At 74.1% G+C, this 20304-nt stretch carries 17 protein-coding genes and 1 other RNA gene; 8 read left to right on the forward strand and 10 right to left on the reverse strand.

The window, feature by feature from the left end; translation table 11 throughout:
• The 3 genes from JZ5iCDA_RS05025 to JZ5iCDA_RS05035 all read left to right on the forward strand — a co-directional run.
• Window positions 1-585 (forward strand): MFS transporter (locus JZ5iCDA_RS05025; protein ID WP_139122963.1); only part of this gene is annotated, 585 nt, incomplete at its 5' end.
• Between the two features lie 111 nt (window positions 586-696).
• On the forward strand, window positions 697-1707 hold the full coding sequence (gene lipA / locus JZ5iCDA_RS05030; protein WP_069386159.1) for a lipoyl synthase: 1011 nt from the start codon (window positions 697-699) through the stop codon (window positions 1705-1707).
• An 11-nt stretch (window positions 1708-1718) separates the two neighbouring features.
• A complete protein-coding gene (locus JZ5iCDA_RS05035; protein WP_069386160.1) occupies window positions 1719-2462 on the forward strand; it encodes a DUF4191 domain-containing protein in 744 nt (247 codons plus the stop codon).
• Between the two features lie 112 nt (window positions 2463-2574).
• Here the strand turns inward: JZ5iCDA_RS05035 and JZ5iCDA_RS05040 are convergent, their stop codons facing one another.
• Window positions 2575-3051 (reverse strand): RDD family protein, encoded by a 477-nt coding sequence (locus JZ5iCDA_RS05040; protein ID WP_069386161.1) that lies wholly within the window; start codon window positions 3049-3051, stop codon window positions 2575-2577.
• 259 nt (window positions 3052-3310) lie between these two features.
• On the opposite strand from JZ5iCDA_RS05040, the gene glnA (JZ5iCDA_RS05045) reads away from it, so the two are divergent.
• Window positions 3311-4735: a type I glutamate--ammonia ligase gene (gene glnA, locus JZ5iCDA_RS05045; protein ID WP_069386162.1), complete on the forward strand. Its 1425-nt coding sequence runs from the start codon at window positions 3311-3313 to the stop codon at window positions 4733-4735.
• Window positions 4736-4850: 115 nt separating this feature from the next.
• Here the strand turns inward: glnA (JZ5iCDA_RS05045) and JZ5iCDA_RS05050 are convergent, their stop codons facing one another.
• Both JZ5iCDA_RS05050 and glnA (JZ5iCDA_RS05055) read right to left on the reverse strand, forming a co-directional pair.
• Entirely contained in the window at window positions 4851-8000 is a 3150-nt protein-coding gene (locus tag JZ5iCDA_RS05050) for a bifunctional [glutamine synthetase] adenylyltransferase/[glutamine synthetase]-adenylyl-L-tyrosine phosphorylase (RefSeq protein ID WP_069386163.1), read from the reverse strand.
• Window positions 7997-9334 carry a type I glutamate--ammonia ligase gene (gene glnA, locus JZ5iCDA_RS05055; RefSeq protein ID WP_069386164.1) on the reverse strand — a complete coding sequence of 446 codons (1338 nt, stop codon included), beginning with the start codon at window positions 9332-9334 and terminating at the stop codon, window positions 7997-7999. Before glnA (JZ5iCDA_RS05055) ends, JZ5iCDA_RS05050 begins: the two co-directional genes overlap by 4 nt.
• A 101-nt stretch (window positions 9335-9435) precedes the next feature.
• On the opposite strand from glnA (JZ5iCDA_RS05055), the gene JZ5iCDA_RS05060 reads away from it, so the two are divergent.
• On the forward strand, window positions 9436-11154 hold the full coding sequence (locus JZ5iCDA_RS05060; protein WP_069386165.1) for an NAD+ synthase: 1719 nt from the start codon (window positions 9436-9438) through the stop codon (window positions 11152-11154).
• A 67-nt stretch (window positions 11155-11221) separates the two neighbouring features.
• Entirely contained in the window at window positions 11222-12073 is an 852-nt protein-coding gene (gene panB, locus JZ5iCDA_RS05065; RefSeq protein WP_069386166.1) for a 3-methyl-2-oxobutanoate hydroxymethyltransferase, read from the forward strand.
• Between the two features lie 13 nt (window positions 12074-12086).
• Here panB and JZ5iCDA_RS05070 read toward each other — a convergent pair whose 3' ends face one another.
• Both JZ5iCDA_RS05070 and JZ5iCDA_RS05075 read right to left on the reverse strand, forming a co-directional pair.
• Window positions 12087-12989 carry an N-acetylmuramoyl-L-alanine amidase gene (locus JZ5iCDA_RS05070; protein ID WP_083259682.1) on the reverse strand — a complete coding sequence of 301 codons (903 nt, stop codon included), beginning with the start codon at window positions 12987-12989 and terminating at the stop codon, window positions 12087-12089.
• Complete coding sequence (locus tag JZ5iCDA_RS05075; protein WP_069386167.1) at window positions 12986-13204, reverse strand: hypothetical protein; 219 nt, start codon at window positions 13202-13204, stop codon at window positions 12986-12988. The genes JZ5iCDA_RS05070 and JZ5iCDA_RS05075 overlap by 4 nt, the downstream gene beginning before the upstream one ends.
• Before the next feature lie 68 nt (window positions 13205-13272).
• On the opposite strand from JZ5iCDA_RS05075, the gene map reads away from it, so the two are divergent.
• Window positions 13273-14193: a type I methionyl aminopeptidase gene (gene map / locus JZ5iCDA_RS05080; RefSeq protein WP_083259683.1), complete on the forward strand. Its 921-nt coding sequence runs from the start codon at window positions 13273-13275 to the stop codon at window positions 14191-14193.
• Window positions 14190-14999 carry a polyphosphate--glucose phosphotransferase gene (gene ppgK / locus JZ5iCDA_RS05085; protein ID WP_069386168.1) on the forward strand — a complete coding sequence of 270 codons (810 nt, stop codon included), beginning with the start codon at window positions 14190-14192 and terminating at the stop codon, window positions 14997-14999. Before map ends, ppgK begins: the two co-directional genes overlap by 4 nt.
• A 9-nt stretch (window positions 15000-15008) precedes the next feature.
• On the opposite strand, the gene JZ5iCDA_RS05090 is transcribed toward ppgK, so the two are convergent.
• From JZ5iCDA_RS05090 to JZ5iCDA_RS05110, 5 genes are all read right to left on the reverse strand, one after another.
• Complete coding sequence (locus JZ5iCDA_RS05090) at window positions 15009-15386, reverse strand: STAS domain-containing protein (RefSeq protein WP_069386169.1); 378 nt, start codon at window positions 15384-15386, stop codon at window positions 15009-15011.
• Between the two features lie 326 nt (window positions 15387-15712).
• On the reverse strand, window positions 15713-18394 hold the full coding sequence (locus tag JZ5iCDA_RS05095; protein ID WP_083259684.1) for a phosphoenolpyruvate carboxylase: 2682 nt from the start codon (window positions 18392-18394) through the stop codon (window positions 15713-15715).
• Window positions 18395-18499: 105 nt separating this feature from the next.
• On the reverse strand, window positions 18500-19309 hold the full coding sequence (locus JZ5iCDA_RS05100; RefSeq protein WP_069386170.1) for a hydroxymethylpyrimidine/phosphomethylpyrimidine kinase: 810 nt from the start codon (window positions 19307-19309) through the stop codon (window positions 18500-18502).
• Window positions 19310-19399: 90 nt separating this feature from the next.
• Window positions 19400-19798: RNase P RNA component class A (rnpB, locus tag JZ5iCDA_RS05105), an RNA gene on the reverse strand.
• A gap of 85 nt (window positions 19799-19883) precedes the next feature.
• Window positions 19884-20267 carry a tautomerase family protein gene (locus JZ5iCDA_RS05110; RefSeq protein ID WP_069386171.1) on the reverse strand — a complete coding sequence of 128 codons (384 nt, stop codon included), beginning with the start codon at window positions 20265-20267 and terminating at the stop codon, window positions 19884-19886.
• Between the last annotated feature and the right edge of the window lie 37 nt (window positions 20268-20304).

The following is a 20304-nucleotide window of genomic DNA, read 5'->3' on the forward strand; positions in this document are numbered from 1 at the left end:
GAGGCTGTCGCCGTCGTCGGCATGGTCGCGATGGGGCTGCTCTTCGGCGGGACGCAGGCCGCGCTGACCGCGCTCACGCGCGACGCGGGCGCCCCCGACCTCGCGGGCCTCGTGTACGCCGTCATGGGCGTCGGCTCGGCGGTGACCGCGCTCGCCGTCGTCGCGCTGCCCGACCGCTGGTCGCTCGGTGCCCGCTGGACCGCGTTCGCCGCCGGGCTCCTGCTGAGCGAGGCCGCGCTCGTCGCGGCCGCGGCGACGGGCTCGCTCGCCGCCGTGGTCGGCGCGGTCGCGGTGGCCGGGCTCTTCGTCGGCCCGGTCATGGTCACCGTGTTCACCGTCGCCGGCGAGCGCGCGCCCGACGGCCGCACCGCGGCGGCGATGACGCTCGTCGCGAGCGCGAACGTCGTCGGCGTCGCGCTCGGCGCGTCGGTGGCCGGGCAGCTGGCCCAGGGGGTCTCGACGACCGCGTCCTTCCTCGTCCCCGTCGTCGCCGCGGCCCTGCTGCTGGCCGCGGGGGTGTCGCTGACGTCACGTCCACGGACTGGTCGCCGGTCGGGGCTCCGGGACGCGGCTGCCGTACGCTGACGGGAGTCCGGCGTCGTACCGGGCGCCGCGCCCACCAGGCCCGACGCCCATCGGACCGCCCTCCCGCGGTCGGACGTCGGCGACCACCCGCCACGACGACCGGGAGAGCCAGTGACGATCGCACCTGAGGGCCGGCGCATGCTGCGGGTGGAGGCCCGCAACGCGGCCACCCCGATCGAGAAGAAGCCCGAGTGGATCAAGACGCGGGCGACCATGGGCCCGGAGTACTCCGAGCTCAAGGGCCTCGTGAAGCGCGAGGGCCTGCACACCGTCTGCGAGGAGGCGGGCTGTCCCAACATCTTCGAGTGCTGGGAGGACCGCGAGGCGACCTTCCTCATCGGCGGCGACCAGTGCACGCGCCGGTGCGACTTCTGCCAGATCGACACGGGCAAGCCGGCCGACTTCGACGCGGACGAGCCGCGCCGCGTCGCCGAGTCCGTCCAGGCGATGGGGCTGCGCTACTCGACGATCACGGGCGTGGCGCGCGACGACCTGGCCGACGGCGGCGCCTGGCTGTACGCGGAGACGGTCCGGCAGATCCACGCGCTCAACCCGGGCACCGGCGTCGAGCTGCTCATCCCCGACTTCAACGCGATCCCCGAGCTGCTCGACCAGGTGAACGAGTCCCGCCCGGAGGTGCTCGCGCACAACCTCGAGACCGTGCCGCGCATCTTCAAGCAGATCCGCCCGGGCTTCCGGTACGAGCGCTCGCTCTCCGTGCTCACGCGGGCGCGCGAGGCGGGGCTGGTCACCAAGTCGAACCTCATCCTCGGCATGGGCGAGACGACCGACGAAGCGCGGGCTGCCCTGCAGGACCTGCACGACGCCGGCTGCGACCTCGTGACGATCACCCAGTACCTGCGCCCGTCGCTGCGCCACCACCCGGTCGACCGCTGGGTCAGGCCCGAGGAGTTCGTCGAGCTCTCCGAGGCCGCCGAGGAGATCGGCTTCCTCGGCGTCATGTCGGGGCCGCTCGTGCGGTCGTCGTACCGCGCCGGTCGCCTGTGGGGCCAGGCCATGACGCGCCGCGGGATGCAGATCCCGCCCGCGCTCGCGCACCTGGCCGAGCCGACGACGTCGCGCCAGGAGGCGGCGAGCCTCCTCGGGCGCGCACCCCACTAGACTGAGGGACCATGGCCCGCAAGAACTCCGACGCCACCGGCGCGCCCGCCGCCGGCGAGCAGGTCGGCAAGCAGAAGAAGCCCAAGAAGCAGCGCTGGTACCACCAGGTCTGGGCCGCGTACCAGATGACCCGCAAGGAAGACCCTGCGGTCACGTGGGTCATGCTCGGGGTGTTCGTCGGGATCCTCGCCGTCGCGCTCGGCATCGGCCTGTGGTGGGGCCAGTGGGTCTACACGCTTATCGTCGGCCTGCCGTTCGCCGCGCTCGGCGCCATGTTCGTGCTCACGCGGCGCGCCGAGCGGGCCGCGTACCGGCGGATCGAGGGCCAGCCGGGCGCCGCGCGCGCCGCTCTCGGCACCATCCGCCGGGGCTGGACGTTCGACGAGGAGCCCGTGGCGGTCGACCCGCGTACGCAGGACCTCGTCTTCCGCGGCGTGGGCCGCGCGGGCGTCGTCCTCGTGAGCGAGGGCCCGCCGCACCGCGCGAAGCGGCTGCTCGAGAGCGAGCGCAAGCGCGTGGTCCGCGTGCTGCCCAACGTGCCGGTCACCCTCGTCCAGGTGGGCAACGACGAGGGCCAGGTCGCGCTGCCCAAGCTCCCGAGCACGGTGCAGAAGCTCAAGCCGACCCTCACCAAGCCGGAGACGGCCGAGGTGTCCAAGCGCCTGCGCGCGCTCGGCGCCGCCCGGCTGCCGATTCCCAAGGGCATCGACCCGACCCGCGCGCGCCCCGACCGCAAGGGGCTCAAGGGGCGCTGACGGCCGCGTCCGCCAGGACGACGCGCACCGCCACGACGAGAGGGCGCGGACCGCGAGGTCCGCGCCCTTCGTCGTGCCGCTGGTCCTGTCGGGCAGGGCCGGGAGTAACCGGTCAGATCCGGACGAGCACGGTCCCCGCGGCGCGGTCGTGCAGGCCGCGGCCGTCGGAGTCCCACACGACGGCGGGGACGACGAGGCACAGCAGGACGGTGCGCAGCAGCGCGCGGCCGATCCCCACCATGCGGGCCGGCTCGGCGAGCCGGCGCACGCGCAGGCCGAGGAGGCGGTGCCCCACCGTGAAGCCGAGGGTGCTCACGAGCAGGAGGTTCTCGACGGCGAAGACCAGCGGCTGCGCCCACACGGGCAGGGCGGAGATCCCCTCGAAGAACCCGGGCACGGCGGGGCGGAAGAACACGTAGGCGACGAGCGTGGCGAGCGTCCAGTCGATCGCGAGCGCGACGACGCGCCGTCCGAGACCCGCGAGCGAGCCCGGGCCCTCCGGCGGGAGCCCCAGCCGCGCGCCGCGCCCTCCCTGCTGCCCGCCCGGGGTGCCCTCGAGCCACGAACCCATGTCCTCGCGTGAAACCACGGTCCCAGCCTACGTGCCGCGACGTGGACGCCCCGGGCGCGGCCCGGACGACGGGCGGTAAGGTCGGCGCGGCGCACCCGAGCGCCGAGGGCTCGTCGTGTCCTCGTGTAGCACGACCGTCACACGAGGACGCCGGACGTAACACGGCCGAAACAATGGGTATACGGCGGGGAAACCGCTGCGCCCTAGGTTCGTGGGCGCCACGTCAGCGGCTCGTCGCCGCGCAGCCCGACGGCACCACCCGATCAAGGAGCACCGGATGTTCAACAACGCGGAGGAGGCAATCGCCTTCACGCGGAACGAGGGCGTCGAGTTCGTCGACGTCCGCTTCTGCGACCTGCCCGGCATCATGCAGCACTTCAACATCCCCGTCGCCCAGTTCGACGAGGCCGCCTTCGAGGACGGCCTGATGTTCGACGGATCCTCGATCCGCGGCTTCCAGGCGATCCACGAGTCGGACATGAAGCTCGTGCCGGACGTCAAGACCGCGTTCGTGGACCCGTTCCGCAAGCGCAAGACGCTCGTCGTGAACTTCTCGATCGTCGACCCGTTCACGGGTGAGCCGTACTCGCGCGACCCCCGCAACATCGCCGCCAAGGCCGAGGCCTACCTCGCGTCGACGGGCATCGCGGACACCGCGTACTTCGCGCCCGAGGCCGAGTTCTACGTCTTCGACGAGGCCCGCTTCGCGACGAACCAGCACTCGAGCTTCTACTACCTCGACTCCGTCGAGGCGGCGTGGAACACCGGTCGCGAGGAGGAGGGTGGCAACCTCGCGTACAAGACGCGCTACAAGGGCGGCTACTTCCCCGTCTCCCCGTCGGACCGCTTCGCGGACCTGCGCGACGACATGGTCGCCGTCCTCGGCCAGGTGGGCCTCGACGTCGAGCGCGCGCACCACGAGGTGGGCACCGCCGGCCAGCAGGAGATCAACTACCGCTTCAACACGCTGCTGCACGCGGCCGACGACCTGATGAAGTTCAAGTACGTCATCCGCAACGTCGCGTTCGAGGCCGGCAAGTCGGTCACGTTCATGCCGAAGCCGATCTTCGGCGACAACGGCTCGGGCATGCACTCGCACCAGTCGCTGTGGCTGAACGGCGAGCCGCTGTTCTTCGACGAGAAGGGCTACGGCGGCCTGTCCGACACGGCCCGCTGGTACATCGGCGGCCTGCTCAAGCACGCGCCGTCGCTGCTCGCGTTCACCAACCCGTCGGTGAACTCCTACCACCGCCTGGTGCCGGGCTACGAGGCCCCGGTCAACCTCGTGTACTCGGCGCGCAACCGCTCCGCGTGCATCCGCATCCCCGTCACCGGCTCCTCGGCCAAGGCCAAGCGCGTCGAGTTCCGCGTGCCGGACCCGTCGGCCAACCCGTACCTCGCGTTCGCCGCGCAGCTGCTCGCCGGCATCGACGGCGTGCGCAACCGCATCGAGCCGCCGGAGCCGATCGACAAGGACCTCTACGAGCTGCCGCCCGAGGAGCACGCGCAGATCGCGCAGGTCCCGGGCTCGCTCGGCGAGGCCCTCGACGCGCTCGAGGCCGACCAGGACTACCTGACGCAGGGCGACGTCTTCACGCCCGACCTCATCCAGACCTGGATCGACTACAAGCGCGCCAACGAGATCGACCCGATCCGTCTGCGCCCGCACCCGCACGAGTTCGAGCTCTACTACGACATCTGATCGGCACCTCCGGCCACGCCGGACCGATCACCACGACGGCGGCCCGTCACCTCGCGGAGGTGACGGGCCGCCGTCGTCCGTGCCGCCGGACGGACGCGTCCGACGGGGCGGGACCTCAGTCCTCGCCGTAGAAGAGCCGCTCCATGACGGCGCGTGCGCGGCGGGCCGTGCGCAGGTACAGCTCCTCCAGCTCCGCGCCCGTGGACACGCCGGGCAGGTCGAGCACGCGCGCGAGGCCGTGGAGCGCTTGCCGGTCGTGCGGCAGGACGTCGGCCATGCTGCCGCCGGTGCGCCCGGACCAGAGCACGAGCGCGCTGCGCAGGCGGGACGCGAGGTGCCACGCCTCGCCGAGCACCGCGGCGTCGCCGGCGTCCACGAGCCCGGCGTCCACGGCCGCGTCGAGGGCCTCGACGGTCGACGTCGTCCGCAGCCGCGGGACCTCATGGGCGTGCTGCAGCTGGAGCAGCTGGACGGTCCACTCGACGTCGGACACTCCCCCGCGCCCGAGCTTGAGGTGCCGCGACGCCTCGACGCCGCGGGGCAGGCGCTCGGACTCCACGCGGGCCTTGATCCGGCGCACCTCGCGCACGTGCGCGGCGTCGAGGCCGTCCGCCGGGTACCGGACGCGGTCCACGACGGCGCGGAACTCCTCGCCGAGGCCGTCGACGTCTCCCGCGACCGGCCGCGCGCGCAGCAGCGCCTGGGCCTCCCAGACGCTCGACCAGCGCTGGTAGTACTCCGCGTAGGACGCGAGCGAGCGCACGAGCGGGCCGTTGCGGCCCTCGGGGCGCAGGTCGGCGTCCACGGGAAGCGCGGGCTCGGGCCCGACGGCGGACAGCAGCTGACGCAGCCGCGTCGCCGCGGCCGTGGCGTACGTCTGCGCGTCGGCGTCCGACGCGCCCGGCGCCGGGTCGTGCACGAACATGACGTCGGCGTCCGAGCCGTAGCCCATCTCGCGCCCGCCGAGCCGGCCCATCGCGACGACGAGCACGCGCGCGGGCGCGGAGGACGGGTCCTCGCCGACGTAGCCGAGCTCGCCGCGCGCGACGAACTCCGCGACGCGCAGCGCCCCGGCGAGCACGACGTCCGCCGCGTCGGACACGCTGCGCGCGGCGCTGACCGCGTCCACGACGCCGAGCACCTCGGCCGCGCCCGTGCGCGCGAGCTCGCGCCGGCGCAGCGCCCGCAGGCTCACGGCGGCGGGCTCGACCTGGTCCGCGCGTGTGAGGATCGCGTCCGTCTCGGCGGCGAGCCGCTCGGCGCCGCGCGGAACGAGGTCGGCGTCGTCGGCGAGCCAGCGCACGGACTCCGGCGAGCGCGCGAGCGCCTCGGCGAGGTAGCGCGAGCTGGCGAGGAGCTGGGACAGCCGGTGCGCCGCGGACCCGGAGTCGCGCAGCAGCTTGAGGTACCAGTGGGTGCCGCCGAGCTTCTCGGACAGCGTGCGGAACGCGAGCAGGCCGGCGTCCGGGTCCGCCCCCTCGGCGAACCAGCCGAGCATGACGGGCAGGAGCTGGCGCTGGATCGCGGCGCGGCGGCTCACGCCCTCGGCGAGCGCGGTGACGTGGCGCATCGCGCCCGCCGGGTCGCGGTAGCCGATCGCGGCGAAGCGCGCCTTCGCAGCCTCCGGCGCGAGGGTCACCTCGTCGGGCGACAGCTGCGCGGTGGCCGGCAGGAGCGGGCGGTAGAACAGCTCCTCGTGCAGGGCGCGCACCTCGCGCCGCGTGGCGCGCCACCGCTCGACGAGCCCCTCGGCGCCCTCGGTGCGCATGCCGAGCGAGCGGGCGAGACGCCGCAGCTCGTCCTCGGCCGTCGGCACGAGGTGCGTGCGCCGGAGGCGGAAGAGCTGGATGCGGTGCTCGAGCGCGCGCAGGAACCGGTAGCAGACGGCGAGCCGGGCGGCGTGCTCGCGCCCGACGTACCCGCCGGCGGCGAGCTCGGCGAGCGCCGTGAGGGTGCTGCGGCTGCGGATCGACTCGTCCGCGCGCCCGTGGACCAGCTGCAGGAGCTGGACCGTGAACTCGACGTCGCGCAGCCCGCCCTTGCCGAGCTTGAGCTGGCGGTCGGCCTCCGCGGCGGGCACGTGGTCCTCGACGCGGCGGCGCATCGCCTGCGAGTCCTCGACGAAGTTCTCCCGGCCGGCCGCCGACCACACGAACGGCGCGACGGCCTCCTCGTACGCGCGGCCGAGCGCCGGGTCGCCCGCGACGGCGCGCGCCTTGAGCAGCGCCTGGAACTCCCAGGTCTTGGCCCAGCGCTCGTAGTACGCGACGTGGCTCGCGAGCGTGCGCACGAGCGGGCCCTGCTTGCCCTCGGGACGCAGCGCGGCGTCCACGGTCCACAGCGCGGGCTCGCCCGACGTGCCCGAGCACACGCGCGCGAGGGCCGTCGCGAGCCGCGCGCCGACGCTCGTCGCGTACGCCTCGTCCGCCCCCTCGGCCGGCTCGACGACGTAGATGACGTCGACGTCGGACACGTAGTTGAGCTCGCGCGCGCCGCACTTGCCCATGCCGATCACCGCGAGCCGCACGCCCGCGCCGTGGTCGTCGAGCTCCGCGCGGGCGACCGCGAGCGCCCCCTCGAGGGCCGCGCCGGCGAGGTCCGCGAGCGCCGCCCCGACGGCGGGCATGCGGGTCAGCGGCTCGGCCACCGTGAGGTCGGTCGCGGCGATGCGCAGGAGCCGCTCGCGGTAGGCGCGACGCAGCGCGTCGACCCGCTCCGGCCCGGCCCCGCCGGCGACGGGCACCGCGGCGTTCGGGTCGGCACCGACGGCGCGCAGCAGCTCGGCGCGCACGGCACCGGCGTCCACGCCCGTGCCGGAGGTCGGGTCGGCGAGGAGGCGCAGCAGGGCGGGGCGCCGCACGACGTCGTCGCCGAGCGCGACCGACGCGCCGAGCACGGCGAGGAGCCGGTCGCGCCCCGTGCCCGGTGCGAGGCACTGCCGCGCCAGGGCGATGAGCTCCGGGTCGCCGTCGCGCAGGAGCGCGCTCGCGAGCCGCACGACCTGCAGGAGACCCAGGTCCGGGTCGGCGCTCGCGCCGAGCGCGAGGAGCAGCTCGTCGTCGACGACGTCGGCACCGCCCGGCGCGCCGTCGCCGGGCCCACCGTCGTCCGCACCGCCCGCTGCGCCGGCGAGCAGCCGCGCGAGGTCGGCGTCGTCGAGCAGGCCCGCCGACCGCGTGATGTCGGCGAAGCCGAACCGCGCGAGCCGGCCCGTGCGGGTCGTGCGTCGCGCGGGACCGGTCGGGCCGGACGTCGTCGTGCTCACAGGACCTGCAGGAACCGCTTCAGCTCGAAGGGCGTGACCTGCGCGCGGTACTCGTCCCACTCCTGGCGCTTGTTGCGCAGCACGAAGTCGAACACGTGCTCGCCGAGCGTCTCCGCCACGAGCTCCGACCTCTCCATGACGGCGATCGCGGCGTCGAGCGACTGCGGGAGCGGCTTGATGCCGAGAGCGCGGCGCTCGGCGTCGGTGAGCTCCCAGACGTCGTCCTCCGTGGCCTCGGGCAGGTCGTAGCCCTCCTCGATGCCCTTGAGCCCGGCCGCGAGCATGACCGCGAACGCGAGGTACGGGTTCGCGGCCGAGTCGAGCGCGCGGTACTCGACCCGGCTCGAGTTGCCCTTGCCCGGCTTGTACATGGGCACGCGCACGAGCGCGGACCGGTTGTTGTGGCCCCAGCACACGTAGCTCGGCGCCTCGGCGCCGCCCCACAGCCGCTTGTACGAGTTGACGTACTGGTTCGTGATCGCGGTGATCTCGGCGGCGTGCACGAGCAGGCCCGAGATGAACTGGCGCGCCGTCTTCGACAGCTCGAACTGCGCCCCCGGCTCGTGGAACGCGTTGCGGTCGCCCTCGAAGAGCGACAGGTGCGTGTGCATGCCCGAGCCCGGCTGGTCGGCGAGCGGCTTGGGCATGAAGGACGCGAACACGCCCTGCTCGAGCGCGACCTCCTTGACGACGGTGCGGAACGTCATGAGGTTGTCCGCGGTCGTCAGGGCGTCGGCGTAGCGCAGGTCGATCTCGTTCTGCCCCGGCCCGGCCTCGTGGTGGGAGAACTCGACGGAGATGCCCATGGACTCGAGCATCGTGATCGCCGCGCGGCGGAAGTCGTGCGTGGAACCGCGCGCGAGGTGGTCGAAGTAGCCGCCCTGGTCCACCGGGACGAGCGGGGCGTCGGGCGTGGCCGGCTGGTTGAAGAGGTAGAACTCGACCTCGGGGTGCGTGTAGAACGTGAAGCCCTTGTCGCTCGCCCGCGCGAGCGCGCGCTTGAGCACGTTGCGCGAGTCCGCGAGGGACGGCTCGCCGTCGGGCGTGAGGATGTCGCAGAACATGCGCGCGGTCCCGTGCCGGTCGCCGCGCCACGGCAGCACCTGGAACGTCGTCGGGTCCGGCTTGGCGATCATGTCGGCCTCGTACACGCGCGTGAGGCCCTCGATGGAGCTGCCGTCGAACCCGATGCCCTCGGCGAACGCGGACTCCAGCTCCGCCGGCGCGATGGCCACCGACTTCAGCATGCCGAGCACGTCGGTGAACCAGAGGCGGATGAAGCGGATGTCCCGTTCCTCGACCGTGCGGAGCACGAACTCCTGCTGCCTGTCCATGCGGTACATCCTGCCTGATCCGCGCGACCGGCGAGGGACGCGACCGGGTGGCGGACGTCGCGCGCCCGGCGGACGCCGGGCGCTCGTCTAGGCTGACGGGCATGGCTGATCTGCGCGTCGCGCTGGCACAGGTCGACACGTGCGTCGGCGACCTCGACGGCAACGCCGCCCTCGTCCTCGAGCGCACCCGGCAGGCCGCCGCGGCCGGCGCCGACCTCGTCGTCTTCCCCGAGATGACCCTCACCGGCTACCCCGTCGAGGACCTCGCGCTGCGCGCGTCGTTCCGCCGGGCCGCGTGGGCCGCTGCCGCGGAGGTCGCGGGACAGCTCGCCGCGGAGGGACTCGGCGCGACGACCGTGGTCCTCGGGACCGTGGGCACCGCGGGTGCCCCGCGCGGCGCGGGCGCCGCCGAGCGCGAGGCGTCGGGCAGCCCCGCCGACCTCCCGACCAACCGCGCCGTCGTCCTGCGCGACGGCGCCGTGCAGGCGGCGTACGACAAGCACCACCTGCCCAACTACGGCGTGTTCGACGAGTTCCGCATCTTCGCGCCGGGCACCACGACGACGGTCGTCGAGGTCGCCGGGCGCCGCGTCGGGATCGCGATCTGCGAGGACATCTGGCAGGACGGCGGCCCCGTCGCCGAGATGGCGGCGCTCGACGAGGCGGGCGACGGGCTCGAGCTGCTCGTCGTGCTCAACGGCTCGCCGTACGAGGAGGGCAAGGGACACGTCCGCACCGACCTCGCCGCCCGGCGCGCCCGGGAGGTCGACGCCCCCGTCGCCTACGTCAACATGGTGGGCGGTCAGGACGACCTCGTCTTCGACGGCGGGTCCTTCGTGCTCGACCGCACGGGCGACCTGCTCGCCCGCGCGCCGCAGTTCGTCGAGGACCTCCTCGTGTGGGACCTGCCCGACGGCGCTGCGCCGCGCCCCGTCGACGGGCGCTGGCCGGTCGCGCCGGAGCTGCACCCCGACGAGGAGGTGTACCGCGCGTGCGTCACGGGCCTCGCGGGCTACGTGCGCAAGAACGGCTTCCGCTCGGTCGTGCTGGGCGCGTCGGGCGGCATCGACTCGGCGCTCACCGCGACGATCGCCGCGGACGCGATCGGCGGCGCGAACGTCGTCGCCGTCTCCATGCCGTCCGCGTACTCCTCCGAGCACAGCAAGGACGACGCCGCCGACCTCGCCAAGCGGCTCGGCGCGGACTACCGCGTCCAGCCCATCGGCCCGATGGTCGACGCGTTCCAGGGCGAGCTGCACCTGACGGGCGTGGCCGAGGAGAACCTCCAGGCGCGGGTGCGCGGCGTCGTGCTCATGGGCATCTCCAACGCCGAGGGCCACCTCGTCATCGCGCCCGGCAACAAGTCCGAGCTGGCGACCGGCTACGCGACCATCTACGACGCCGGCAGCATCGGCGGGTTCGCCCCGATCAAGGACGTCGACAAGTCGCGCGTGTGGCGGCTCGCACGCTGGCGCAACGACGTCGCGCTCGACGCCGGCGAGATCCCGCCGATCCCGGAGTCGTCGATCACGAAGCCGCCGTCGGCCGAGCTGCGACCCGGTCAGACCGACCAGGACTCCCTGCCGCCGTACGACCTGCTCGACGAGGTGCTCGACGCGTACATCGAGCACGCCGAGGGGCGCGCGGAGCTGCTGGCGCGCGGCTTCGACCCCGACGTCGTCGACACCGTCGTGCGGCTCGTCGACCGCGCCGAGTGGAAGCGCCGCCAGTACCCGCCGGGCACCAAGGTGACCGCCCTCGCCTTCGGGCGCGACCGCCGTCTGCCCATCACCTCGCGCTGGCGCGAGCCGCTCGGCTGAGCACCCACCGGGCGGGCGGCTCCACCGCGCCGTCCCGCTGCCCGAACCCGACCGACGAAAGGCCGTCATGTCCGCACACACCGCCCCCGAGTCGTCGGCACCGAGCGGGGGGCCGGCTCCCCGGCGCGTCCGCGTGCACCACCTCGCGGAGGCGAAGGCGCGCGGCGAGCGCATCACGATGCTCACCGCGTACGACGCGATCACCGCGCACCTGTTCGACGAGGCCGGCATCGACGTGCTGCTCGTCGGCGACTCGATCGGCAACACGATGCACGGGCACGCCACGACGCTCCCCGTCACCGTCGACGACATGATCCCGGCGGCCCGCGCCGTGGCCCGCGCCGCCCGGCGTGCGCTCGTCGTCGTCGACCTGCCGTTCGGCTCCTACGAGGCCGGTCCCGAGCAGGCCCTCGCGACGGGCGTGCGGTTCCTCAAGGAGACCGGCGTCAGCGCGGTCAAGCTCGAGGGCGGGCGCCGCGTGGTCCCCCAAGTACGGGCGCTCACCGAGGCCGGCGTCCCCGTCGTCGGCCACATCGGCTACACCCCGCAGTCCGAGCACTCGCTCGGCGGCCCGCGCGTCCAGGGCCGCGGCGACGACGCCGCCGAGCGGCTCAGCGAGGACGCGCTCGCCGTCGCCGAGGCCGGCGCGATCGCCGTCGTGCTCGAGATGGTGCCCGTCGAGGTGGCCGCACGGATCACGGAGATCCTCACCGTGCCGACCATCGGCATCGGCGCCGGCCCGCAGTGCGACGGGCAGGTGCTCGTGTGGACCGACATGGCCGGCATGACGGAGTGGTCGCCGCGGTTCGCGCGGCGCTACGCGGAGATCGGTCAGGCGCTGCGCGGTGCCGCCGAGGCGTACGCCGCCGACGTGCGCGCGGGCACCTTCCCCGACGACGCGACCAGCTTCGCCCGCTGACGACCCACGTGCGCTAGCCCGCGTCGTCGCGGTCGGCCGCCCAGGCGGCCAGGCCGGCCGCGACGGCGTCGGCGTAGCGCTGCCGCCCGTCCTCGGACTCCATCAGTGCGGCCTCCTCCGGGTTGCGCATCTCCCCCAGCTCGAGCATGACGGCGGGCCGCTCGGCGTGGTTCAGCGTCGCGAGGTCGGCGCGGCGCGAGACCGCCCCGTCGTACCGGTCCGACGGCGTGAACCCCGCCCCGGCCAGCGCGTCCACCAGGTCCTGCGCGAGCGCGACGCTCGGCTCCCCCTGGGCCTCGTGCACGGGCGGGTCGGCCACGATCGCGAAGAAGCCCCGCACGTCGCGGTCGTCGGTGCCGTTCGCGTGCACGGACACGAGCACGTCGGCGTCCTGCTCCTGCGGGAAGCGCCCCCGGGCGTCGACGCACGGCCCCACGCCCGCGTCGTCGGGCCGGGTGAGCACCACAGCGGCCCCGAGCGCGGTCAGACGGTCCGTGAGACGGGACGCCACGTCCCAGGCGAACGCGTGCTCCGGGTACCCCGCGTCCGTGGACGCCCCGACCGTGTTGCACGCCTTCGTGCCGCCGCGGCCGTCCGGGACGGGCGCGTTCACCGTGAGCGGGTTCGCGGCGTTGGCCCCGTTGTGGCCGGGGTCGACGGCGACCGTGAGGCCGGCGAGCGGGGCGACGTCGTCCGCGGTGCCGCTCGTCGCGGGCGCGTCGGAGGCACCCGGCGTCGGGGGCGCCTCGCGGGACGGCACGTCCGGGGTCGCCGTGGTGACCGGGCCGGACGACGTCCCGGCACGCACCTGCAGCACGAGGAGGAACGTCAGCGCGCCGACGGCCAGCCCCGCCAGCAGCAGCCCGAGGCGACCCGCCCAGGCGCGACGCGGCGCGGGACCGGGCGCGTGCGTCACTCCTCGCGCTCGCGGCGGTCTTCCTCGTCCCAGGCCTCCGAGCGCTCGCGCGCGGTCTGGAGCGCCCGCTCAGCCTCCTCGCGCGTCGCGTACGGTCCCATGCGGTGCGACCACGAGCCGCTCGGCCCGCGGTGCACCTCGCCCGTACGCGTGTCGTAGTAGTACTGGTCCTGGCTCGCCGGGTCACCGTCGTCGGTGAATCGTGAGGTGCTCATGCCCCGATCCTCCCGCAGATCAGGGCCGGGCACACGACGTCGTGCGGACCCTTCGTAGACTGACGGGCATGCCCCCGACGTCGCCCGCCGCGCTGCCGCCCCCGGACCCTTCCGCCGCGCCGCCGCGACCGCGTCGACGCGGTCCGCTCACGCCGGGCACGGTGGGGCCGCGGCGTGCCGTCCCGGCGTCGATCGCGCGGCCCGAGTACGTCGGACGGCCCGCGCCGCAGCCGTTCACGGGCAGCGAGGTCAACGACGCGGAGACGGTCGAGCGCATCCGCACCGCCTCGCGCATCGCCGCGCAGGCGCTCGCCGAGGTGGGCCGGCACGTCGCGCCGGGCGTCACCACGGACGAGCTCGACCGCGTCGGCCACGAGTTCCTGCTCGACCACGGCGCCTACCCCTCGACGCTCGGCTACCGCGGGTTCCCGAAGTCGCTGTGCACGTCGGTCAACGAGGTCGTGTGCCACGGCATCCCCGACTCGACCGAGCTGGTCGAGGGCGACATCGTCAACATCGACGTCACGGCGTTCGTCGGCGGCGTGCACGGCGACACCAACGCGACGTTCCTCGTGGGCGAGGTCGACGAGGAGTCGGCGCTGCTCGTCGACCGCACGCGCGAGGCGCTCGCGCGCGGGATCAAGGCCGTCGCCCCCGGCCGCGAGGTCAACGTCGTCGGGCGGGTGATCGAGCGCTACGCCGCGCGCTTCGGGTACGGCGTCGTGCGCGAGTACACCGGCCACGGCGTCGGGCGCGCCTTCCACTCCGGGCTCGTGATCCCCCACTACGACGCCGCGCCGCGGTACGACACGGTGATCGAACCCGGCATGGTCTTCACCGTCGAGCCCATGCTCACCCTCGGCACGTCCGAGTGGCGGATCTGGGACGACGGGTGGACGGTAGTCACCGCAGACACCTCGCGGACGGCTCAGTTCGAGCACACGCTGCTGGTGACCGACGACGGAGCGGAGATCCTCACACTGCCATGAACGCCCACACCTCCTCGCACCCGACCGGCACCACCGGACCGTCGATCGCGTTCGGCGTCGACGTCGGCGGCAGCGGCGTCAAGGGCGCACCCGTCGACGTCGCGACGGGCGAGCTCACGCACGACCGGCACCGGATCCCGACGCCGCAGCCCTCGACGCCCCAGGCCGTCGCCGAGGTGATCGGGCAGCTCGTCGACCACTTCGACCTGCCGGCCGACGTGCCCGTCGGCGTCGCGTTCCCCGCGCCGCTCCAGCACGGCGTCGTCCGCTCCATGGCCAACCTCGACCAGTCCTGGACCGGCGTGGACGTCCCGGCGCTCCTGCACCGCCGGACCGGGCGGCACGTCGTGGCCGTCAACGACGCCGACGCGGCCGGGGTCGCCGAGGTGCGCCACGGCGCGGCGCGCGACACCGACGGGGTCGTGCTCGTCGCGACGCTCGGGACCGGGATCGGCAGCGCGCTGATCGTCGAGGGCCATCTGCTGCCCAACAGCGAGCTCGGGCACCTCGAGATCGACGGGTTCGACGCCGAGACCCGCGCGTCCGACGCCGCGCGCGACCGCGAGGGGCTCGACTGGGAGCAGTGGGCGGAGCGCCTGCAGCGCTACTTCGGCGTCGTCGAGGACCTGCTCTCGCCGGACCTCATCGTCGTCGGGGGCGGGGTGAGCAAGAAGCACGAGAAGTTCCTGCCGCTGCTGCACCTGCGCGCGCCGGTCGTGCCGGCGCGCCTGCGCAACGCGGCGGGGATCGTCGGCGCCGCGACGCTCGCGGCGGAGGGCGCCCGCAGCTCCGCGGACGCCCGCTGACGCACGGGGTCAGCCGGCCGCGACCTCGTGGTCCGAGCTGACCTCGTGCTGGTCGGTGCCGAACATCTCGATGACGCCGAGCATCTCGAGCACGTCGGTCACGACGGTCGGCGGGTTGCGCAGCGTGACGGACAGGCCCTCCTCGGAGCCGATCGTGTAGAACTGCACGAGGAACGCGATGCCGGTGGAGTCCATGAACGTCACCTTCGACGTGTCGATGACCACCGGGACGTCGCGCTCCAGCGCGTTCGCCAGGGCGGCGCTCGCCTCGCTGCGCAGGGCGACGTCGATCTCGCCCCACATGTCCACGACGCTGGCCCCGGGCTCCTCGATCAGGCGGATGCCGCCCGTCTCGAGCGCCGCTCCCCTGGTTCCTGTCTGCTGCATCGGTACCGCCCCGCCTTCTCCTGCCCACCCCCGCCCGCCCCGACGGGGTCGACGTCACCTGCCTGACGTCACGACCGGACGGCTCGTCCCGTGCGCACCGTCGGGCACGAGCGCGGCCGTGCGGCCGATTCGACGCCAGCGTAGCCCATGGATGCCGGTGACAGGGAGCCCCCTGACAGGATCTTTACCTTCACGGCCGATCGGGCGACGGTGCCGGACGATGGTTGACGGTTCATTCACCAGATGGACAACCGTCCAGAACGCGGACGGCCGCCGGGAGCAGGACGTCCCTGCTCCCGGCGGCCGTCGTGACCGTGGCGCCCGGGTCAGCCCGTGTTCTGCAGGCCTGCGGCCACACCGTTGACGGTGAGGAGCAGCAGGTGCTGCAGCTCGTCCTTCACCGCGCCCTCCGCGCCCGACCGCAGCCCGCGCAGCGCACGGACCTGCAGGAGCGACAGCGCATCGACGTAGGGGCTGCGCAGCTGCACCGCGCGGCCGAGCACGCGGCGCCCGGCGAGCGGCCAGGCGTTGCCGGTCACCGCGAGGACCTGCTCGCGCGTGAGTCGCAGCTCGTCCAGCACGGCCGCGGCGAGGTCGTCGCGGTCGCCGAGCGCGAGGTACCGCTCGGCGATGCGCTCGTCGGTCTTCGCGAGCGACATCTCGACGTTGTCGAGCAGCGTCGCGAACAGGGGCCACTCGCGGTGTGCCTCGCGCAGCAGCTCGAGGTCGCCGAACTCCGCGAGCGCGGTGCCGAGCCCGTACCAGCCGGCGAGGTTGATGCGCGCCTGCGACCACGAGAAGACCCACGGGATCGCGCGCAGGTCCTCGAGCGACTCGACCGACAGCCCGCGGCGCGCCGGGCGCGACCCGATGGGCAGGAGGCCGACCTCCTCGAGCGGGGTCACCTGGGAGAACCACTGCGGGAAGCCCTCGGCCCGGACGAGCTCGTGGAACCGCCGGCGCGACGAGGCGTCGAGCGCGGCCGCGAGGTCGCGGTACCGCTCCGTCGCCTCGGCGTTGCGCTGCTCCGTCGACGGCGCGGACGCGAGCAGCGTCGCCGCGGCGACCTGCTCGATGTGCCGCGAGGCGATCGTCGGGTCGCCGTACCGGGCGAGGATGACCTCGCCCTGCTCGGTGAGCTTGAACCGGCCGTCCACCGAGCCCGGCGGCTGCGCGAGCACCGCACGGTTCGCGGGACCGCCGCCGCGGCCGAGCGCGCCGCCGCGGCCGTGGAACAGCGTCAGCGTGATGTCGTGGCGCTGCGCCCACTGCGCGATGCGCCACTGCGCGTCGTGCAGGGCCAGGGTCGCGGAGACCGGGCCGACGTCCTTCGACGAGTCCGAGTAGCCGAGCATGACCTCGACCCGGCGCCCGTTCTCGGCGAGCCGTCGCTGCACCTGGGGCTGGGTGAGCATCGCCTCGAGGATGTCGACGCTCGCGGCGAGGTCGGCGAAGGTCTCGAACAGCGGGACCGCGTCGACGACCGGGGCGTCCGCGCCGTCGAACGCGAGCTCGGCGAGCTCGTAGACCGCCGCGAGGTGCTCGGGCTTCTGCGTGAAGGAGACGATGTACCGCCGGGCCGCCCGCTGCCCGTAGCGCTGCTGGACCGCGCCGAGGGCGCGGAACGTGTCGAGCACCTCGCGCGTGCGGTCGGACAGGTCGCCGTGCAAGCCCTTCTCGGCGATCTCCGCGAGGGCCGCCTCGTGCACCTGGGAGTGCTGACGGACCTCGAGCTCGGCGAGGTGGAACCCGAACGTCTCCACCTGCCACACGAGCTGCTGGAGGTCGCCGTAGGCCGCGCGGGGCGCGCCGGCGGCGACGAGGGAGTCCTGCACCACCCGCAGGTCGGCCTCGAGCTGCTCCGGGTCGGTGTACGCGAGGTCGGCGTCGCGGGCGCGCGTCGCCGCGATGCGGTCGGCGACCACGAGCAGCACCGCGCGGTGCGGCTCGCGCGGGGACGCCTCGGCGGCCGTCGCCGTGATGGTCTCGGAGAGCTGGCGCTGGCGCTGCCAGAGCGCCCGCAGCCCGTCGGAAGGCGGCGTGCTGTCCTCGTCGAGCGTGAGCTTGCGCCCCACGTGCCGCGCCTGCTCCTCGAGCGCGACGAGCGCGTGCTCGGACGCGATCGCGGCGGCCCGGCGCGTGACCTCCGCGGTGACGTTGGGGTTGCCGTCACGGTCACCGCCGATCCACGTGCCGAGGCTGACGAACGGGCGCACGAGCGGCTCCTCGCGGCCCGCCTCCTCGCCCAGCAGCCAGTCGTCGAGCCGGCGGTACACCGCGGGGAACGTGTCGAACATCGTCGCGTCGAACACGCCGAGCGCCGTCTTGACCTCGTCGAGCACGGTCGGCTTGTGCTCGCGGATCGGCGCCGTGCGCCACATCGTGTCGATTTCGGCGAGCAGACGGCGCTCGTTCTCGGCGAGCGACGTGCCGCCGAGGTGCTGCGCGTCGCGCTCGTCGAGCAGCGTCGCGATGCGCCGCACGGCCCCGGAGACGGCGCGTCGACGCGCCTCGGTCGGGTGCGCCGTCAGCACGGGGCGGAACTCGAGGCGGCGCAGCCGGCGCAGCGCCTCCTCGCGGCCCACCTCGGACGCGAGCTGCTCGAAGGCCTCGGGCAGCGAGTCGTCCTGCGTCACCGCGTCCCGCGCGAACGCGGCTTCGCGCTCGCGCAGCACCCGCACGCGGTGGTACTCCTCCGCGAGGTTGGCGAGGTGGAAGTAGCACGTGAACGCGCGCGCCACCTGCTCGGCGCGCTCCATCGTCAGGCCGTCGACGAGCGCCTCGGCCTCGGCGAGCACCGCGCCCGTCGTGTCGTCGTAGGCCCGGATCGCGAGCTCGCGCAGGCGTTCGACGTCGTCGAGCAGTCCCTGCCCTCCCGTCTCGCGCAGCACGGTGCCGAGGAGACCGCCCAGGAGGCGGACGTCGTCGCGGAGCGGGGCAGGGACGTCGTGGCGGGCGAGCCCGCGACCCGTGCCCGGGGACAGTTCCGGTGGGGAGAGGTCGTTCACGGGGACGAGGGTATTCCTTGACCGGCACCCGACGCGCGCCCCGTCCGGTGGATGATCGGTCCACCGGACGGGACGTTCGTCACGTCGGCCTCCGTCCGGGGGACGTCAGGCCCGGTACGCGCCCTGCCAGACCGTGTCGAACGGGGTCGCGGCGGGCACGCGCGCGGCGATGCCCTGCGTCACGACCTCCTTGGCGACCTCGACGGCCGAGCGCACGTCGGCGCCCTTGGCCAGCTCGGCCGTGATGGCGGCGGCGAAGGTGCAGCCGGCGCCCGAGACGCGCTCCTCGCCGACCTTCGGGCGCGAGAGCACGACGACCTCGTCGCCGTCCACGAGGACGTCGACGGCGTCCGGGCCGGGCAGCTCGACGCCGCCCTTCGCGACGACGTAGCGCGGGCCGAGGTCGCGGATGCGCCGGGCGGCGTCGACGAGCTCGTCGACGGTCTCGATCGTGTCGACGCCGGCGAGGGTGCGCGTCTCGAAGAGGTTCGGCGTCACGACGGTCGCGAGCGGCAGGACCTTCTCGCGCAGCGCCGTGTCGGTGTCCAGCGCGGCGCCCGGCTCCTGGCCCTTGCAGATGAGGACCGGGTCGACGACCACGTGGTCCCACGCGCGCGAGCCGAGCGACGCCGCGACGGTCTCGATCGTCGCGGGCGTGCCGAGCATGCCGACCTTGACGACCGACGGCTCGTGCGTGGCGACCGCCGCCTCGAACTGGTCCGCGATGACCTGCGGCTCGACGGGGACGAAGCGGTGCCCCCAGTCGTTCTTCGGGTCGAACGAGACGATGCACGTCAGCGTCCCGACGCCGTACGCGCCGAGCTGCTGGAAGGTCTTGAGGTCGGCCTGGATGCCGGCCCCGCCGGTCGCCTCCGAACCGGCGATCACGTACGCGATGGGCGGCTGCTGCGTCATGGGTCTCCTGGGCGTGCTGTGCTGGGTCCTGCGGTGCTGGTGCTGCCGTGCTGCGGCGCGTCGTGCCGCTCGGCGCGGACGGCTGGTGTGCGGACGAGCCGGTCTGTACGCCGGGTTCTGTTCCCGCGCGCGGTCACCCCCGCGCGGGCGACGGTCATCCATCTAGGGCGTGCGTCGCCGCACGCCTCGAGCGGTCTACCCGGGAGCTCGGGCGGGCCGCCCTCGAACGCTCCCTGTCTGACCTTGCTCCAGGTGGGGTTTACCGAGCCGGACCGGTCACCCGGCCCGCTGGTGGTCTCTTACACCACCGTTTCACCCTTACCGCGCCTGCCGGGGCCGGGGCCTCGACGAGCGCGGCGGTCTGCTTTCTGTGGCACTGTCCCGCGGGTCACCCCGGGTGGGCGTTACCCACCACCTCGCCCTGTGGAGCCCGGACGTTCCTCGGCGGGGGGTCCGAGGACCTCCCGACGCGACCGTCCGACCGACTCGTCCGCGGGACAAGGCTACCGCCCGCCCACGCCGCACCGGGCGGCGCGTCCGCGCCTTCGCCCTCGGCGCAACCGCCGAGCCGCCCTCACACGTCGACGCGGTACGGCAGCGCGAGCTCGTCGCCGCTCACGCCGCGGATGCCCCAGCTCTCGCGCGGCGCCTCGAGGACGACGAGCTCGAGGTCGTCCGCGTCGAGACCGAGGGCCGGCGCGACGTCGTCGTAGAGCGCAGTGACGAGCGCGCGCTTCGCCGCGCGCGAACGGCCCGAGAAGCAGACGACCTCGACGACGAGGTACGCGTCCGAGCGCGGCGCGACCAGGTCGTCGTCGTCCAGCAGGAGGAAGCGGTGGAACCGCTTGTCCTCGGGGAGCTGCCACGCGCGCACGAGCGCGCCGTGCAGCGCGTCCGACACCTCCGTCCGCCGCCCGCCCCACACGCTGCGCCGTCCGTAGATCTTCACCTGCGCCATCGCGCGAGCGTAGCGCCGGCCGCCCGGGGTGCGTGAC

It is taken from the genome of Cellulosimicrobium cellulans (assembly GCF_001722485.1).
In the GTDB taxonomy this organism is placed as follows: Bacteria; Actinomycetota; Actinomycetes; order Actinomycetales; family Cellulomonadaceae; genus Cellulosimicrobium; species Cellulosimicrobium cellulans_A.

Coding starts and splice junctions, on each gene's coding strand:
- panB (WP_069386166.1), top strand. CDS start 11,222: ATGTCCGCACACACCGCCCCCGAGTCGTCGGCACCGAGCGGGGGGCCG.
- glnA (WP_069386162.1), top strand. CDS start 3,311: ATGTTCAACAACGCGGAGGAGGCAATCGCCTTCACGCGGAACGAGGGC.
- JZ5iCDA_RS05110 (WP_069386171.1), bottom strand. CDS start 20,267: ATGGCGCAGGTGAAGATCTACGGACGGCGCAGCGTGTGGGGCGGGCGG.
- JZ5iCDA_RS05100 (WP_069386170.1), bottom strand. CDS start 19,309: ATGACGCAGCAGCCGCCCATCGCGTACGTGATCGCCGGTTCGGAGGCG.
- ppgK (WP_069386168.1), top strand. CDS start 14,190: ATGAACGCCCACACCTCCTCGCACCCGACCGGCACCACCGGACCGTCG.
- JZ5iCDA_RS05060 (WP_069386165.1), top strand. CDS start 9,436: ATGGCTGATCTGCGCGTCGCGCTGGCACAGGTCGACACGTGCGTCGGC.
- JZ5iCDA_RS05090 (WP_069386169.1), bottom strand. CDS start 15,386: ATGCAGCAGACAGGAACCAGGGGAGCGGCGCTCGAGACGGGCGGCATC.
- JZ5iCDA_RS05035 (WP_069386160.1), top strand. CDS start 1,719: ATGGCCCGCAAGAACTCCGACGCCACCGGCGCGCCCGCCGCCGGCGAG.
- JZ5iCDA_RS05075 (WP_069386167.1), bottom strand. CDS start 13,204: ATGAGCACCTCACGATTCACCGACGACGGTGACCCGGCGAGCCAGGAC.
- map (WP_083259683.1), top strand. CDS start 13,273: ATGCCCCCGACGTCGCCCGCCGCGCTGCCGCCCCCGGACCCTTCCGCC.
- glnA (WP_069386164.1), bottom strand. CDS start 9,334: ATGGACAGGCAGCAGGAGTTCGTGCTCCGCACGGTCGAGGAACGGGAC.